This is a genomic window from Thermoleptolyngbya oregonensis NK1-22, from assembly GCF_032705245.1.
Lineage (GTDB): Bacteria > Cyanobacteriota > Cyanobacteriia > Elainellales > Elainellaceae > Thermoleptolyngbya > Thermoleptolyngbya sichuanensis.
Window position 1 is genome coordinate 2213191 of sequence record NZ_CP053540.1, and the last position, 16938, is coordinate 2230128.

The 16938-nt window shown below is 56.5% G+C and carries 16 protein-coding genes; 8 read left to right on the top strand and 8 right to left on the bottom strand.

Annotation, left to right across the window (positions count from 1 at the left end; genetic code table 11):
- Positions 1-139 precede the first annotated feature (139 nt).
- From HNI00_RS09560 to HNI00_RS09570, 3 genes are all read right to left on the bottom strand, one after another.
- Positions 140-745, bottom strand: a complete 606-nt coding sequence (locus HNI00_RS09560; protein WP_316792791.1) for an ATP-dependent Clp protease proteolytic subunit — start codon at positions 743-745, stop codon at positions 140-142.
- A gap of 95 nt (positions 746-840) precedes the next feature.
- On the bottom strand, positions 841-1503 hold the full coding sequence (locus HNI00_RS09565; protein WP_172354088.1) for an ATP-dependent Clp protease proteolytic subunit: 663 nt from the start codon (positions 1501-1503) through the stop codon (positions 841-843).
- 146 nt (positions 1504-1649) lie between these two features.
- Positions 1650-2342 carry an ATP-dependent Clp protease proteolytic subunit gene (locus HNI00_RS09570; RefSeq protein ID WP_316792793.1) on the bottom strand — a complete coding sequence of 231 codons (693 nt, stop codon included), beginning with the start codon at positions 2340-2342 and terminating at the stop codon, positions 1650-1652.
- Between the two features lie 400 nt (positions 2343-2742).
- Here HNI00_RS09570 and HNI00_RS09575 point away from each other — a divergent pair, with 400 nt between their 5' ends.
- On the top strand, positions 2743-3981 hold the full coding sequence (locus tag HNI00_RS09575; protein WP_297089191.1) for a vWA domain-containing protein: 1239 nt from the start codon (positions 2743-2745) through the stop codon (positions 3979-3981).
- 66 nt (positions 3982-4047) lie between these two features.
- Entirely contained in the window at positions 4048-4869 is an 822-nt protein-coding gene (locus HNI00_RS09580) for a DevA family ABC transporter ATP-binding protein (protein WP_316792796.1), read from the top strand.
- Between the two features lie 261 nt (positions 4870-5130).
- Here HNI00_RS09580 and HNI00_RS09585 read toward each other — a convergent pair whose 3' ends face one another.
- Complete coding sequence (locus tag HNI00_RS09585; protein ID WP_172354091.1) at positions 5131-5337, bottom strand: photosystem II protein, Psb35-related; 207 nt, start codon at positions 5335-5337, stop codon at positions 5131-5133.
- Between the two features lie 224 nt (positions 5338-5561).
- Between HNI00_RS09585 and HNI00_RS09590 the strand changes: the two genes are divergently transcribed.
- The 5 genes from HNI00_RS09590 to HNI00_RS09610 all read left to right on the top strand — a co-directional run bounded on the left by HNI00_RS09590 (position 5562) and on the right by HNI00_RS09610 (position 10717).
- Positions 5562-5732 carry a hypothetical protein gene (locus HNI00_RS09590; RefSeq protein WP_316792798.1) on the top strand — a complete coding sequence of 57 codons (171 nt, stop codon included), beginning with the start codon at positions 5562-5564 and terminating at the stop codon, positions 5730-5732.
- Positions 5733-5879: 147 nt separating this feature from the next.
- Complete coding sequence (serA, locus tag HNI00_RS09595; protein ID WP_316792800.1) at positions 5880-7469, top strand: phosphoglycerate dehydrogenase; 1590 nt, start codon at positions 5880-5882, stop codon at positions 7467-7469.
- A 394-nt stretch (positions 7470-7863) separates the two neighbouring features.
- Positions 7864-8748, top strand: a complete 885-nt coding sequence (prmA, locus tag HNI00_RS09600) for a 50S ribosomal protein L11 methyltransferase (RefSeq protein WP_316792802.1) — start codon at positions 7864-7866, stop codon at positions 8746-8748.
- A gap of 186 nt (positions 8749-8934) precedes the next feature.
- On the top strand, positions 8935-9693 hold the full coding sequence (locus HNI00_RS09605; RefSeq protein ID WP_316792804.1) for a pseudouridine synthase: 759 nt from the start codon (positions 8935-8937) through the stop codon (positions 9691-9693).
- A gap of 175 nt (positions 9694-9868) precedes the next feature.
- Positions 9869-10717, top strand: a complete 849-nt coding sequence (locus tag HNI00_RS09610) for a RodZ domain-containing protein (protein ID WP_297080089.1) — start codon at positions 9869-9871, stop codon at positions 10715-10717.
- Between the two features lie 78 nt (positions 10718-10795).
- On the opposite strand, the gene malQ is transcribed toward HNI00_RS09610, so the two are convergent.
- Positions 10796-12361: a 4-alpha-glucanotransferase gene (malQ, locus tag HNI00_RS09615; RefSeq protein ID WP_420156339.1), complete on the bottom strand. Its 1566-nt coding sequence runs from the start codon at positions 12359-12361 to the stop codon at positions 10796-10798.
- A 409-nt stretch (positions 12362-12770) separates the two neighbouring features.
- On the opposite strand from malQ, the gene HNI00_RS09620 reads away from it, so the two are divergent.
- The gene (locus HNI00_RS09620) at positions 12771-13115 is read left to right on the top strand and encodes a hypothetical protein (RefSeq protein WP_316792808.1); all 345 of its coding nucleotides are present in this window, start codon (positions 12771-12773) and stop codon (positions 13113-13115) included.
- 138 nt (positions 13116-13253) lie between these two features.
- Here HNI00_RS09620 and HNI00_RS09625 read toward each other — a convergent pair whose 3' ends face one another.
- The 3 genes from HNI00_RS09625 to HNI00_RS09635 all read right to left on the bottom strand — a co-directional run bounded on the left by HNI00_RS09625 (position 13254) and on the right by HNI00_RS09635 (position 16681).
- Positions 13254-13829 carry a hypothetical protein gene (locus HNI00_RS09625; protein WP_316792809.1) on the bottom strand — a complete coding sequence of 192 codons (576 nt, stop codon included), beginning with the start codon at positions 13827-13829 and terminating at the stop codon, positions 13254-13256.
- 450 nt (positions 13830-14279) lie between these two features.
- Entirely contained in the window at positions 14280-15095 is an 816-nt protein-coding gene (locus tag HNI00_RS09630) for a sulfite exporter TauE/SafE family protein (protein ID WP_316792811.1), read from the bottom strand.
- A 296-nt stretch (positions 15096-15391) separates the two neighbouring features.
- Complete coding sequence (locus HNI00_RS09635) at positions 15392-16681, bottom strand: aminotransferase class I/II-fold pyridoxal phosphate-dependent enzyme (protein WP_316792813.1); 1290 nt, start codon at positions 16679-16681, stop codon at positions 15392-15394.
- Positions 16682-16938 lie beyond the last annotated feature (257 nt).

Here is a 16938-nt window from a genome sequence, read left to right on the forward strand (position 1 = left end):
AAGCGTTTCACACTCAGGGTTCCACACTCAGGGTTTCACACTGGGCGTTTCACACTAGGCGTTTCACACTTAGCGTTCCAAGTGTAATCGTTCGCTCCTAGAAATTTCAATTTGAATGATTGAAAGAATGATTGAAATCTCAACTTTGGGTGTTCGCATCCGTAATCACTCGGTCAATCAAGCCGTATTCCACCGCCTCCTGCGCTGACATAAAGTAGTCGCGATCGGTGTCTTTCTCAATCTGCTCCACCGTCTTGCCCGTGTGCAGCGCCATCATCTCATTGAGTTCCTGGCGCACCCGCAAGATCTGCCGCGCCTCGATTTCAATATCGGTGGCCTGACGACGACCCGTTCCGCCTAAGGGCTGGTGAATCATGATCCGCGCATGGGGCAGCGCCAGTCGCTTGCCTTTTGCGCCCGCCGTCAGCAAAAACGCGCCCATCGAGGCCGCCAGCCCCACGCAGATCGTCACCACTTCCGACTTGATGTGCTGCATGGTGTCGTAAATCGCCATGCCTGCTGTCACCGAGCCGCCTGGTGAATTGATATACAGATAAATTGGCTTCGTGTTGTCGTCCGAATCGAGATAAAGCATATAGGCGACAATTGCATTCGCAATGCCGTCGTCTACCTCTTCTGCTAGAAAAATAATCCGCTCCCGAAACAGCCGCTCGTAGATGCTGATCCACTGCTCAAAGGAACTGCCAGGGAGGCGATAGGGGACGCTAGGAATTCCAATCGGCATAGGTCTTTGAAGGGGTGAAAGGGTATGTAATGGGAATTTGCAGGAGGGATGTGTTGGAGCTGGGGAAGGATTCGGTAGAGAGCCGCATGAATCCCCTAGCGCCCAACGCCTGCTCCCGCCAGCTTCGGGCTTTCGAGTACCAGGTCAATCAGCCCATACTCTTTTGCCTGAGTCGGCGTGAGATAAAACATCCGATCCATATCTTGATGGATGCGCTCAGCAGGCTGTCCGGTGGTTTCCGAGAGTAGCTCTATAATCGTGCGCTGCTTGCTCAACACCTCTTTTGCATTAATCTCGATGTCGGTTGCCTGACCGCGAGAGCCACTCTGGGGATGGGCCAGAGCAATCATGGTGTGCGGCAGGCTGGCTCGTTTGCCCTTCGTGCCCGCCGACAGCAGCACCGTCGCCATTCCAAAACACTGGCCCATACAAATCGTCAGAATTGGCGACTTGATGTGCTGCATCGTGTCGTAGATGGCGAGTCCAGCATTGATCGACATCATGCCAATCGCCATCGACCCCATGCCCGCCATCAGCGGATCGCCCAGCGAGTTGATATAAAAGTAAATCGGTTTGCTCTGATCCTGCGAGTCTAGATACAGCAGTGCTGAGATGATGGAATTGGCAAACCCGTCGGTAATGGGCTGGTTGAGAAAAATAATCCGCTCCTGGCTCATGCGGGTGTAGATGTTGATCCACTGCCAGTAGGGACTACCGGGAATGTTGTAGGGAACTCGGAGGACGGGATCTACAGACATGGGAAAGACTGTGAGTGGGAGGGGGGCGGGGATGACAGACAGCGCAATGGAAGCAGGGAAGTCCTGGAATATCAGCAATTCCCATCCTCACCGCATCGCCTGATCATCTTGCTAATGCAGTTAGCGAATGCGGCTAGCGAATGCAGCTAGGTCAGTGCGGGAATTTGCTTTGGCAATTCCTTGGCGCTTTCGAGGACGCGATCGATCAGCCCGTATTCCTTCGCTTCGTAAGGATTCAGGTAGAAGATGCGATCGGTGTCCTTGGCAATTTTCTCGACGGGCTGACCCGTGTTGCGGGAAAGAATTTCCAGAGTGGCCTGCTTGTTGATTAGCACTTCGCGGGCGCGGATCTGGATGTCGGTGGCTTGCGCCTGGCCCATGCCCGTGCGCGGCTGGTTTAGCACGATGGTGGCGTGGGGCAGGCTGGCGCGGAAGCCCTTCGTGCCTGCTGAGAGAATCATGGCAGCCGTGCCCATTGCCTGACCAATGCAGATGGTGTGGACGGGGGGTTTGACGTAGGAAATGGTGTCGCAGATGGCAAAGGCTTCGGTTTCGTAGCCGATTGCATCGTTGGTATACCAAGAGGTGCCTGTGGAGTTGATGTAAAAGTAAATGGGCTTTTCGGGATCGTCGAACTGGAGGTAGAGGAGTTGCGCGATGATTAGCTTGGTCACATCGACCCCTAACTGGCGCTTGAGGTCGTCTGACGAAACCAGCGGCAGCCCCAGGTAAATGATGCGCTCTTTGAGCAGCAGCGAGGGCAGATCGGGCGGGGGCGTGCGATAGGCAGCATCCCCGTAGTAATAATTGGACTGAACGGCCTTAATCGATGAACTCATAGGATCAAACTCGCCTGGACGCTTGCCGAAACAGTTGGCGTGTGAACTTGCGGGAGGACTTACGCCTGAATTAGCGTATGAACTGCGTTGTTTCTACGAACGCCGCTTTTAACATAGTAGCGTGAGGGGCATCGTAGCGGTCGAGAAGACTGGCCCATCAGGGATTTGGGAAAAGCGTGAGAAGATTGGGGCAGTTTGCGGAATTGGGAACTGGGGCCTTGGAGTATTGAAGAGGCAGAAAATCGAAATATAGCGTTTTTGAAGTGAGTGAGGTTTTGGGGAGGTTCCGATCCCTTCGCTTGGTTCGGGCAGTGTGGACTTCACTCCGTCAGGAAATGCCGCCTGTTTTCAACATATTCTCTACATTCTCTTTATTCTCTTTAGACTGGAGCCTGGGGCTATGAAAGTGGGTCTGCAAGCGTCGCTGAGTGATGCCAATTTGGATGTGGCGCAGGTGAGCAGTCAGCGGCAGTTGGCAATTTCGATGTCGGCGATCGCCGCTTCAGCAGGTCGCACGGCACCCCTCAACCTGTGCCTGATTTTGGATCACAGCGGCTCGATGAACGGTCGCCCGATGGAAACCGTCAAGCAGGCGGCGCTGAAGATCGTGGATAGCCTGTCGCCGGGCGATCGCCTCTCGGTGGTGGTGTTTGACCACAAGGCCAAAGTGCTGGTGCCCAACCAGGTGATCGAAAACCCAGTGGGTATCAAGAGCGAAATTAGCAAACTTAAAACCAGCGGCGGCACCTGCATCGACGAAGGGATGCGGTTGGGCATTGAAGAACTGGCCAAGGCAAAAAAAGACACGATTTCCCAAGCATTTTTGCTGACGGATGGCGAAAACGAGCATGGCGACAACGATCGCTGCCTGAAGCTGGCCCATCTGGCGGCGGAATATAACCTGACGCTGAATACGCTGGGCTTTGGCGACCACTGGAACCAGGACATTTTGGAACAGATTGCCGATGCAGGCGGCGGTGCGTTGACCTATATCCAAACGCCGGAAGATGCACTGCTGGAGTTTACGCGCTTGTTTAGCCGGGTGCAGTCTGTCGGGCTGACGAATGCCTATCTGCTGCTGAGAATGATGCCCGGTGTGCGGCTGGCGGAACTCAAGCCTGTGGCGCAAGTCGTGCCCGAAACGGTGGAATTACAGCCGATTCAGGAGGCGGGGCAGGTGTCGGTGCGCCTGGGCGACTTGATGGTGGACTCGCCGCGGGTGGTGTTAGCAAATCTCTATGCCTCTCAGCTTCCGGTAGGTCGGCATCCGCTGGTGCAGGTGCAGGTGCGCTATGACGACCCGGCGCAGAATTTGGAGAGCGTGCTGAGTGACCCGGTGATTGTTGAAGCGAACGTCGTGACCACGTTCCAGCCAGCGCCCGACCCGCAGGTGCAGCAGCATGTGCTGGCGCTGGGCAAATATCGCCAAACCCAAATTGCCGAGCAAAAGCTGCAACAGGGCGATCGCGCTGGGGCGGCTACCATGCTGCAATCTGCTGCCAAGACTGCGCTGCAAATGGGCGACCAGACGGCTGCCACCGTGCTGCAAGAAAACGCCACCCGCCTCCAAGAGGGCGAGGAACTGTCGGAGAGCGATCGCAAAAAGACCCGCATTGTCTCCAAAACAACGTTGCAGTAGCGATAATGGGAAGCAACCTGGGGATAACCCAATGGGCTGCTTCTAGTGAATTGCGGACTTTGCTGCATGATGGAAAATCTGGCGGGCGATCGCCCCACGGCTGAACCCAACCCTGCCGCTGGCGCGACAGCAGTCGTGGCACCCTCGCCAAGCGCCACGGTTCAGATTCGCAACCTCAATTATTTCTTTGGTCAGGGCGAACTCCAGAAGCAGGTGCTTTACAATATCAACCTCGACCTGCTGCCGGGGCAAATCGTCATCATGACCGGCCCATCCGGCTCCGGCAAAACCACGCTGCTGACGCTGATTGGCGCACTGCGAACCGTGCAAGACGGCAGCCTCAGGGTGCTGGGGCGCGAGCTGGTGGGCATGGGCCGGGGGCAGCTTGTGGAGGTGCGGCGCAACATCGGCTTTATCTTTCAGGCCCACAACCTGTTTGACTCGCTCACTGCGTCCCAAAACGTGGAAATGGCCGTGGAACTCATGCCCAACTGGCGCACCAAGCGAGAGCAATCCGTTGCCATGCTAACCCAACTGGGATTGGGGGAACGGGTCGATTACAAGCCCCGCGCCCTTTCTGGCGGGCAAAAACAGCGCGTGGCGATCGCCCGTGCCCTAGTCAACCAGCCAACCCTGATCCTGGCAGACGAACCCACCGCCGCCCTCGACAAAAAAAGCGGGCGAGAAGTTGTAGAACTGATGCAGCGGTTGGCCAAGGAACAAAACTGCACGATTTTGATGGTGACCCACGACAACCGCATCCTCGACATTGCCGATCGCATTGTCAGCCTGGTCGATGGGCGGCTCGAAAGCGACGAAGACCTGACGCACTTCATGGAAAGTCATGATCCCCGGACACTCGATCGGCGAATGTTCATGACGCTTTGATGTTCATAACGCTTTAGAGACTGGGGTTCAGGGGTCTGGGGTAGAAATCGTCCAACTGCGTCACTCCTAACGCAGGATTGGGCACAAAAAAGCCCCCCAACAGGAGGGCGCAGGTAATCTGGCTCAAATCGCGCGTTGCAACGAAACTCAGAAGCGTGGGTAGGCGTGTCAGAGGGCGATCGCCCTATTCGACTTTGGTGGCACAGTGAGGAGAGACACTGCAACCAGCGGGCAAGCCCGATCAGCCTCCCCAACCCTTATCTAACCTCTGATCCCCAGGTAACCGGGAACTCGCGTGCTGTAGTCCACTTCCGTCGCAGTGATGGAGGCGGCAAGCTGCTCGAAGGACTCAGAATTCCAGTTGCGCTCGTGAATTGGCTTGGACTGTTCGCCCCGGAAGTAGGCCTGAGTTCCAATGACTGAAGCGGCGACCCAGGCGATTACAAACAGTGCAATGAGAAGCGTCATAACAGCCTCCTGTCTTGGCTTGTTTCAATCTGTAAATAAATATAACAAAATGTTTCAAAACATTGCAATTTCTCCGCGAGTGTGGATAGCCGTACTCTAAGGGCCGTCATTGAAATCCGTGATTGGAATCTGTTACTGGAACCTAGCCCCAGCGGGCAAACCCAAAAACTTTCGGGTGTAAACCCGATTGGTATACCGCTTTGCAGTAAAATGACCTTCGGTCTGTGGAAAACTCTGTTCTGCTCCGGCGCACTGCGAACCGGCCCGGCTTTTTCCCGTCCAAAGATTCTGGGGTTCTTGGGGCGATCGCCCATGACGGGTTCATTCAATATCAGAGCAACTCGCCCGTTGAGGAGCGTGAACCTGCGTCTAAACTGCGCCCGGGCTTCGTCTGAACGCCTCATTCGGTTGCCTCCCCACCTCAGCGCTTCATAACCTTAGTGCGGGTTTCGGTTTCGCGTTTGCTTTTGACTCGTCTTTCAAACTGTCTAACTGTCTAACCAACTGTCTAAACTGTTCTCTCAACCTGTCAGCCCATCATCATGTCTAAGGTTCTTGTTTCCGACCCAATTGACCAAATCGGAATTGACATCCTCTCGCAGGTTGCTCAGGTCGATGTGAAAACCGGGCTGTCTCCTGACCAACTGGTACAGATCATTCCCGACTACGACGCGCTGATGATTCGTTCCGGCACGCGCGTTACTCAGGAAATCATCGAAGCAGGCACTCAGCTCAAAATCATTGGCCGTGCGGGCGTGGGTGTGGATAATGTCGATGTGCCTGCGGCGACCCGTCGCGGCATCCTCGTGGTCAACTCGCCCGAAGGCAACACCATTGCCGCAGCAGAACACGCCCTAGCGATGATGCTGTCCCTGTCGCGTCATATCCCCGCTGCCAATCAATCGGTGAAGGCGGGCGAGTGGGATCGCAAGAGCTTCACAGGGGTCGAGGTCTACAAAAAAACGCTGGGGATCGTTGGGCTGGGCAAGATCGGCTCCCATGTGGCGAAAGTGGCGCGGGCAATGGAGATGCGCCTGCTTGCCTACGACCCCTTCCTCTCTAGCGAACGCGCCGAGCAGATGGGCTGCCACTTGGTGGATCTGGATCTGCTGCTGCGCGAATCGGACTATATTACGCTGCACCTGCCCAAAACGCCAGAAACGCAGCACATGATCAATGCTGAGTCGCTGGCCAAGATGAAGCCCACGGCTCGTATTATCAACTGTGCGCGGGGTGGGATCATTGACGAAGAAGCCCTGGCGATCGCCCTCAAGGAAGGCAAAATCGCCGGAGCCGCCCTGGATGTATACGAATCAGAGCCGTTGGGTGAGTCCCCCCTGCGGGCCCTGGGCAAAGAAGTCATCCTCACGCCCCACCTCGGCGCATCCACCGAAGAAGCTCAGGTCAACGTGGCGATCGATGTAGCCGAGCAGATCCGCGATGTGCTGCTGGGGCTGCCTGCCCGCTCGGCGGTCAATATTCCTGGTCTGCGGCCCGACCTGCTGGAAAAACTGCGCCCCTACCTGCAATTGGCAGAAATTTTGGGCAACCTGATTAGCCAGCTCACGGGTGGGCGCGTCGAGTCGCTGAATGTGCGGCTCCAGGGCGAACTTGCTAGCAACGAGAGCCAGCCCGTCGTGGTGGCGGCGCTGAAGGGTCTGCTGTCTACTGCCTTGCAAGAGCGGGTTAACTACGTCAACGCCAGCATCGAAGCCAAGGAGCGAGGCATTCGTGTGGTGGAAACCCGCGACGCGGCGGTGATTGACTACACGGGGTCTCTGCGCCTGTCGGCCAGCGGCCCCAACGGCGAACACACCGTCACGGGTGCGCTCTTGGGCGACAACGAAATCCGCATCACCAATATCGACGACTTCCCCATTAACGTGCCGCCCAGCCGCCACATGCTGTTCACCCTGCACCGCGACATGCCGGGGATCATTGGTAAACTGGGTTCCCTGCTGGGCAGCTTGAATGTCAACATTGCCAGTATGCAGGTCGGCCGCAAGATTGTGCGGGGCGACGCGGTGATGGTGCTGAGCCTGGACGATCCCCTGCCAGACGGCATTCTCAACGAAATCACCCAGGTTCCCGGCATCCGCGATGCCTATACGGTGACGCTGCCCACCTCTTAGCGCTGGTTTGCAGCGTTGATTGGTTTGGGCGCGTTGCATAAAAGGCGACCGTTCAGCTATTGGCGATGCTTTGATCCCCCCTTAATCCCCCTTAGACAAGGGGGGAACTGAACCCAGAGTGGCCTGAAGCAGGGAGAACTGGATCGGAAGTCTGCTTATTGGCGATGCTTTGATCCCCCCTAACCCCCCTTAGACAAGGGGGGAACTGAACCCAGAGTGACCCGAAATAGGGAAAACTGGATCGAAAGTCCCCCTTAGTAAGGGGGATTTAGGGGGATCTTTCAGAGCCTGACGCAAAAAACCGAGATGTGTGTACTGGACTGGAGTCCTTGAGGTTCTGAAGTGCGTAACGTGCGTCATTCCTGCCAGCTTTAACAACACACCCCAACCTCTTATGTCCACCTGGTGGGAAATACAAGCGTTGTGCGATCCGGCGGCAGAAGACCTGGTGTCTTGGCGGCTGGAGGAGTTTGGCTGCAAAGGCACGGCGAGTGAACGCAAGGAGTTTGGCGTGCTGGTGCGCGGCTACTTGCCACAGACTCAAGCTGAGCTGCTGGATCTGTCGGCGCTGGCGCTGCGGCTCAAGCAGGATGCCCTATGCGCGGGGGTGGCGGTGCCCGGAGTGCAGTGGCAGATGATTGACGAAGAGGACTGGTCGAGTAGCTGGAAGCAGTATTGGCATCCGCAGGAAGTGGGCGATCGCCTCTTGATTAACCCTGCCTGGCTGCCTGTTCCCGCAGAGGGCGATCGCATTGTGCTGCAACTCGACCCCGGGGTTGCTTTTGGCACAGGGGCCCACGCCACAACGCAGCTTTGTCTGGAGGCGCTGGAAATGCGGATTGAGGGGCCATCGGATATCACCATTGCCGATATTGGCTGCGGTTCTGGCATTCTTTCTATCGCGGCGCTGCTGCTGGGGGCAAAGCAAGCCTACGCGGTGGATACGGACCCGTTGACGATTGACTCCACCAATGCCAGCCGAGAGCTAAACGGCATTGCGCCAGAGCGTCTGATCGTCGAACTGGGCAGCCTGGATCACCTCACTCAAATGCTGCCTGCGCCCGTCGATGGGTTTGTGTGCAATATCCTGGCAGAGGTGATTCTTGACTTGATCCCCGGCTTTGGGGCGATCGCCAAACCCAGCACTTGGGGCGTTCTCAGCGGCATCTTGCTGGATCAGGTGAAGCCCATCGCCGACTCGCTCGAAGCCAATGGCTGGATTGTGGCTACGCTCTGGCGCAGGCAGGACTGGTGCTGCTTGAATATTCGGCGATCGTGAGGGCTGCGGGCGCTAGGCAATGGGGGGATGGGGGGATGCGACCAGATAGGCACGGCGGGTGTCAGGTTTCCTGTAGGGCGCTACGAATGGGATTGCTGGAAGCCTCGCGGATGCTCGACCGGCCCAAAATCGCAAATCAAAATCGCAAATCCAAAATCGAGAATCAATCTAAGTCGATATGTCGATATGGCTGAGCGAATTCAGAAAATTTTGTCTCAATATGGCATTGCTTCGCGCCGTCAGGCAGAGCAGATGATCCGAGCGGGGCGGGTGCGGCTGAATGGGCAGGTGGCGACGCTGGGGCAGGTGGCGGATTTGGCGGGCGATCGCCTCGAAGTAGACGGCAACCTGCTAAATGCCCAGGCGCGTCCAGACTTGCTCTACCTGCTGCTGCACAAGCCGACCGGGGTGGTCTCCACCTGCCACGATCCACAGCAACGGCGCACCGTGCTAGACCTGTTGCCAGCGCACCTGCGCCAGAGCAGTGGGCTACATCCGGTTGGCCGCCTGGATACCAACTCCACCGGGGCGCTGCTGCTGACCAATGACGGTTCCCTGACCTTTCCCCTCACCCATCCGTCTCACCACATTCCCAAGGTGTACGAAGTGTGGGTTGCTGGCCGCCCCAGCGCGGAGACTCTGCGGCAGTGGCAAGGCGGCGTGCTGCTAGACGATCGCCCAACCCTGCCCGCCGAAGTCACGCCCCTCGATGCTCGACCGAACAAAACCCTGCTGAAAATCGTCTTGTATGAAGGGCGAAATCGACAGATCCGCCGCGTCGCTGAGCAGTTGGGGCATCCCGTAATGTCGCTCCATCGAGTGGCGATCGGGCCGATTTCGCTGGGAGATTTGCCTCCCGGACGCTATCGAAACCTGACCTCAAAGGAACTGGATTTTCTCCGAGCGCAGGCTGGTAACTTCGCCAAACCCCCTTCAGACCCGTAGGATTTTGAAGTAATATGCTCTTATCCGTGTCGCCCTCTTTTGAGGGTTTGGAGTCTGGCTTTTTGAGGATGATGCCGAGCTTGCGCGGCCGACCGAATCATCAGAATCATGTCTCACCAAGTCATGTCGTCTCAACAGGTCACGTCACAGTGAGGAGCGTAAGGTGCTGGATGCTATGAGTAAGGGTCTTTCTCCACTAGAGCAAGAGCAAATCCTGAAGCTAGAAGAGTTGGGCTATGAACTGCACCAGCTTCGGGAGCAGCAGATGCTCTCGATCGACCAGGTTTCTGCCCGGACGATGATTCAGCCGCGAGTGATTCGGGCGATCGAGTCTGGAAATTTCAAAGAGCTTCCCGAAGGGGTCTACATTCGGGGCTTTTTGCGCCGCTATGCAGACGCGCTGGGGCTAGACGGGCACGCCCTGGCAAACGAGTTTCCTCTGGAGCCGCAAAACGCTGAAATTCAACCCTCCTGGCAAGAAACCCCGGAGGCACAACTGCGCCCGCTGCATTTGTACTTTGCCTATGTAGGGCTGATTGCAGCGGCGATCGCCGGCCTGTCTTACGTCTGGAGCCGTTCTACCACGCCAATTACGGCGAACCAGCCCTCTCCTGTCCCCTCGCTCATCGCCTCGCCCTCGCCGACTGCCGCCAGCCCTGCCGCCCAGCCTGGACAATCGCCCACCACACAGGCGATCGCCACCAGTCCCTCTCCCAGCCCGTCGCCTGCTGTACCTGCCAAGCCCGTGCGTGTAGAAATCACGCTGCGGGAACAATCCTGGCTGCGGGTGACGGTGGACGGACGTACCGATTTTGAAGGCATGATGCAGGCAGGCACGCAGCGCAGTTGGGCAGCCGACCGCGAAGTTCGGATTCGCGCTGGCAACGCAGGTGGCGTGCTGGTGTCCTACAACGAGCAGGAAGCAAAGCCCATCGGTCAGCCTGGAGCCGTGCAGTCTGTCGTCTTTCCGCCGCCTCCAGGGCAGGACAGCCCTCAAGCCTCTGCGAATGCTCAGACCAACTGAGGGTTCTACGTTCCAAGTCGCTCTCATCTTCTTGCGGGCTGCGCCGCAAGAAGTCGTCCAACTGCGTAAGTCCTATAGCTAGTGATGGTCGTGATGGCCAGGCTCGATGTCGTGCAGGGGTTCTCGTTCCTGCTTGGAGGGAGGCTTGGGAGCGCGGCCGTAGAGTTCCACGAGTGCCAGGAGGCGATCGCCCAGTTCCTCCGTTAAAACTTCGGCCCCATATCGCCAGCCCCAGTTGCCATCGGGCTTGCCGGGATAGTTCATGCGGGACTCGGTGCCCAATCCTAGCAGGTCTTGCAGCGGGAAAATGGCCTGGTTGGCCACCGAGGCCATGCCCAGCCGAATTAGATCCCAGTGGATACCCGCTTCGGACGTGCAGCCCAGGTAGCGAATCAGGCGATCGCGCTCGTATTCGGGCAGTTCGCTGAACCAGCCCTGGGTGGTGTCGTTGTCATGAGTGCCTGTGTAAACGACGCAGTTGCGCTCAAAATTGAACGGCAGAAACGGATTATCTGCGCCGCCGCCAAAGGCAAATTGCAGGATTTTCATGCCGGGAAACTCGAAGCGATCGCGCAGTTCTTCCACATCCGGCGTAATCACGCCCAGGTCTTCTGCCAAAATCGGCAAATGCCCCAGTTCCGTTTCCAGGGTTTCAAAGAATGCGGTGCCCGGTGCATCAATCCATTCCCCATTCATCGCAGTTTCTTCGCCCTGGGGCACGGCCCAGTAGGCGCAAAAGCCCCGAAAATGGTCGATGCGGACGATATCTACATAGTCCAGCGTGGCGCGAAACCGCTGGAGCCACCAGCCAAAGCCTGCTTTTTCTAGCGCTTCCCAGTGATAAATCGGGTTGCCCCAGAGTTGCCCTGTTTCACTGAAATAATCGGGCGGCACGCCGGCCATCAGCGCGGGTTCACCCGTTTCTGGGTCGAGATGGAAGAATTCGGGAAATGCCCACACGTCCACGCTATCGTGTGCCACGTAGATGGGGATGTCGCCAATGATGCGGATGCCCAAGTCGTTGGCGTAGTCGCGCAGCGTAGACCACTGGCGGAAAAACTCGAACTGCAAATACTTGTGCTGAAAGATTTCTTCGCTGAGCTTGAGCCGCCACTCGGCCAGGGCTTCTGAGTCTCGACTGGCGATCGCCTCATCCCACTGGTGCCAGCTCACGCCGCCCTGGGCCTGCTTCAGCGCAATGAACAGCGCATAGTCATTCAGCCAGAAGGCGCGGCTGGCGCAAAACGCATCGAACTCCATGCGCTGCTCCACCGTGGCGTGTTCCTTGAAGCGCTGGGCTGCCTTCAGCAACAGCGGCATCTTGGTCTCAATCACCCGGTCATACTCGACTCGCTCGGCGGGAAAATCGGGCAAATTTGCCAGGTCTTCATCCGTCAGCCAGCCCTCGTGATAGAGGCGATCGGGGCTGATCAGCAGCGGATTGCCCGCCATCGACGAAAAGCACATATAGGGCGAGTTGCCATGCCCCGTCGGCCCCAGCGGCAACACCTGCCAAAACTGCTGCCCGCTGCGCTGCAAGAACTCGACAAACCGATAGGCGCTGTCTCCCAAATCCCCAATTCCATAGCGGCTGGGAAACGACGTGGGGTGCAGCAAAATACCACTAGAACGGGGAAACGGCATGGTTGACCAAAAGCTCCCAAACCCAAGGGCTTCAAACCGCGCATCGTCAGCGCTTGTGATGCTTAGACTGTAGCACGGGCGATCGCCCAGAACTGTTCTCAATGCTCTGTCTCAGGGCTAAATTTTGGCGCTTTGCAAGATGGATTGAGGCCAGAGACTATATTAATTCTCGATTTTGGATTTGCGATTTTGGATTGCCTGTCAATCAAGTCGTTCAATCAAGTCCAGGACTTAGGCACTTGCGATAAGCTCTTTGGGTTTTGGACAATTTCTCGCGGGCGCAGCCCGCGAGAAATTGTCCAACTGATAAGTCCTACAAGTCGTTAAATCAAGCTAAAAATCCGTCACCAGGGCTAGCGTTTTACTCCAATCCGATTTAGTATATTTGTACTAAATTTGGTGAGGCGACATGGCACGACGACCCCAATACCCGCCCGATTTTGCTCAGATGGACTTGCTGTGGAATTTGACGGCTGATTCAGAACGGGCTGACTCCAACCAATGGACCGAAACAGAAATCGACATGCCCGAAGACCCGGTACTGCTACAAAACCTGGAGCTAGAAGCGATGAAACTGGAAGAGATGGAGCTAGACCTGATGGAAGAATGGACGACCGAAACGGCCGATGCTTGGGTCGAAGAAACGCGCCAGTTGTTTGAGCATGAAGGGTCTGATGAGGCACTGTACGAGCGCGTGGTGCAGGCGATTTACGTGCTGTGCGATCGCATTCGGAGAGAAGATGCTGATCTTTAGCTGATCTTTAGTAGACCTCTTGCACAAATGCTTTTCTAAGAGCGTGAATCGCTGGGCAGCGCCGCCGCCCAACGATTCACACAAGGGAATCGGCAAAGTTGCACATTGCGTTAATCAGGAAGTGTTAATCAGGAAGTGTTAATCAGGAAACGCAAAGCCCTGCCTGGGGTCGCGGATAAACAACCCCAGCGTCAGCGTATTCATGACCACGTCCCAAACGGGCGTGAGCCGCTCGGCATCGTCTACCCAATAGTCGAAGGTGATTAGGCACTGCACCCCTGACCCCAACCCGATGCAGGTACGCGAGTAGGCTTCGCGATTTTCCTGCGAATCGAGAAACTTGAACTCTGTCCAGACGATCCGGGCGGTTTGTCGTTTGAGGCTGATAATCTCGCCCTTTTCTAAAATGTTGCGTTCGTCTTTTTCGACTAGTTCCTTCATCACGCTGACCAGCGGAAACAGCGTCCAGTCGCCCTCTGGCAGCAGGTTATAGGACACCTCCAGGCGGCAGTTGTCGTTGGGCGGCTTGCCGTCAAAAAACTTGAAGGATTTTTCATCTGGCTCGAAGATCCAATCTTCGGGAACGTCGAACCGCACGGCACCGCGTCCAGCTACGAAAATGTTGTAGCCATCTTGCGATTTCCAGTTGTGGTTTTCGGGCAGGCTGAGGGTTTCTTTCACCCATTTCAGATCATGCTTTGGTTTCTTTGCCATGAAGACCTTTGGGAGCGTTTTTCTGAAGAGCGATATTTTCTAGGCACTGTCTAGGCACTGTCTAGGCACTGTCTAGGCACTGTCTAGGCATTGTCTAGGCATTGTCTAGGCTACTTCTTGGGCTGCGTTTGCAAGACGCGCCAGCACACCAGCAGCGCCAGGGAGACATAGCCAAGGACGGCGAACCAATCTAGCCAGATCGAGTCAAGCAAGGTCGAGGAGGATAGGGGATGGAAAATGTGAGAATTTGGAAATGTGAGAATTTGGAGCGATCGCAGGATAGCGCAAAAAGCTCGAGAATATCACTAAAAAATATCACTAAGTTTTGCGATAGGTTTTGCTATCTAGGGCAATTGGGTTAAGGATGGAGGGTTGAGGATGGAGGTTTGAGGATGGAGGGCGATCGCCCGATTTTAGACTTGCTCTATGCTCTTCTCAACCCTTTGCACCCTAGCCCCCAAGCCCTTTTACACCCCGCATGGTCATATAGACTGCTAGGGCAATCAGGAAGGATTTGAACAGCCGATTCACAGTTTGATCGGACAGCTTGGGCAGAAGGCGCGTGCCGACCTGAGCGCCGACAATGCCGCCCAGCCCCAGACAAACCCCCGCAATCCACAGCACGTTGCCGTTATAGGCATGTTGCGCTAGTCCTGAAATGGCAATTGGTACGATCGCCCCCAGGCTGGTTCGCACCGCAGACTTGATTGTTTCGCCCAGAAACAGCGTTTGCAGCGGCACCATGACCACGCCACCCCCCACCCCAAAGAGGCCAGAGAGAATTCCGGCGAGGAGGCCGATTCCAGCGATGGGCGGGAGCGCATTGGCAGGGGTCGAAACGGGTGCTGAAACTGTTTCAGGGGCTGGAATTTTCAGTTGACGCTCTTTTTGGGCGAGCTTGCGGCGGAGATCCATGAGGTAGATCGTGACCAGCAGCAGCACGGCGAAGGCAAGCGACAGGGAGGCATCGGGAAGGCGATCGCCCAGCCACGCCCCAACCTGCGCCGTCACCATGCCAAACACCGCCAGCAGCAGAGAAACGCGCCAGCTCAGCGCACCCGTCCGCAGGTTTTGGTAGCTCCCTGACAAAGCACTCAGCAGCACACCAACCAGACTCGTCGCCGTTGCTTGCACCAGCGGCAGCCCAAAAAACGTGAGAATCGGCACCATAATCAGCCCGCCGCCAATGCCCAGCAGCCCCGACAGGGTGCCCGTCATTGTGCCCACTAAAAACAAAACCAACCAGCCGACGGGAGTATCTAACATAGCGCTTGATGGATTGCAGCGGCGAATCAGCCCCAAGTAGCCGCAAATCGACAACTGCTTCTGCGCCATTCTCCTATTTCGCGCTGCTAGACGCAAACGTTTTGGTTCAATCTTGGTTCAATCTTGGTTCTATCGCCCCCTTGGTTGCCTAAAACAAAAACGGCGACACTTTCTGCCGCCGTCTTTCTTGAGCGATGCAAGGTAGGTTCGATTTAGCGTTCAGAGAAGGGCGATCGCCAGTTCCCTGCTTTTCTCAAAATGCCCAGAACCTCAAAACGCCTGAACGATGTGCTGAACTAGGCGCTGATGGTTGCCGCAGGCTTATAGGACATTTCCTCGCGCACCGCCACCATTGCAGACACCAGGCGATCCATTTCCTCGCGGGTGTGCAGCGCGTTGGCCGTGATCCGCAGTCGGGGCTTGGCAATGTACCAGATGGGCGAAACCCAGATGCCGTGATTGGCTACGAGCGATCGCGCAAAGTCCTTCGGATTCAGATCCGGCGGCAGCAGGACGGGCAGCACGTTGGTTTCACCAATTGCCAGGAAATCATTCTCTGCCAGACGATTCCGCAGATAGCGCGTATTATCGTGCAGACGTTGCACCAGTTCGGGATGCTGGCGCACCTGGCGCACGGCTTCCAGCGCGGCTGCCGTCAGCGGGGGAGCCAGAGAGCAGGTGCCAATCGAAGAGGGCGACACGTTGAGCAGCGGCTTCAGTTCTGCCACGGGGCTGCTGATGGCGGCACCCACCGACGCGCCAAACTTCGAGAAGGTGGTCATAATCAGCGGCGTTACGCCCTTATCCAGCGCATCTTGCGGCAAAATTCCAAAGTGTTCGTAGATGCCGCGACCCGTCGCGCCGATCGACCCGCTGGCGTGGGCTTCGTCCATGACCAGGGTGGTGTCTTCATACTTCGACATAATATCAATCATGTCGGGCAGGGGCGCGATGTCGCCATCCATCGAGAACACCGCATCGGAGACAACCAAAATGCGATCGCCCGGCTTGGCATAGCGCTTCAGCTTGCGGGCAAAGTCTTCCATGTCGCAGTGGCGATAGGCTCGCACACGCACCGCAGGGCTGTGGCCAAACAGCTTGCCTGACCGAGTGCCCGCATTGGCGATCGCCGATACGATGCAGCCGTGATTCAGCACATCGGTCATGATCAGCGTCTCGCGGGTGTTCTGGAACCCTGGCACCGGAATCGCCTGATGGCAAAACGCATCCATCAGCGCTTGCATGGCCATCCACGCATTCAAAAACAGTTGCGTATGACCCAGATGCTTAAAGGCAGAGATTTCATCTTCAAGCTGGCGGTGCAGGTCGATTCGTCCGCTCAGCACCGAGGTTGAACTATTCGACGTGCCAAATTGCAGAATCGCGTCGATGGCTGCCTGCTTGACCGCAGGGCTTTGCACCAGACCCAGCACATCGTTTGTGCAGAAGGTCAGCACCATGCGGCGACGGCCTGTATCGGCCTCTTCAATTTCTACCAGGTTGCCCTGTTTGCGATGGCAGATATATTCATCCGGGTCTAGCCCGCTCTCATACCAGCGCTGAACGTATTCCTTGATAACTTGCACAGTAAACTCCCCTCACCTAACTGAATTGAGTAGCGTATCTTCTCTAGCCCCTCGGATGATTAGACTTGGCTTAACTCATTGCTGCTGAATCCATGCTGCTAAGTTCATGCTGCTAAGTCCATTGGCGCTATATCGACACTCGTGAAACCTGGTTGAGCTTCTGGGTAAATTCTCGACCTCTGGCGCTGCTCCGGCGGCGCTTTTTGATAATTACAATAAGAGTTTTCCTTTACTCTGCCAGAAGGAGATTAATCTAT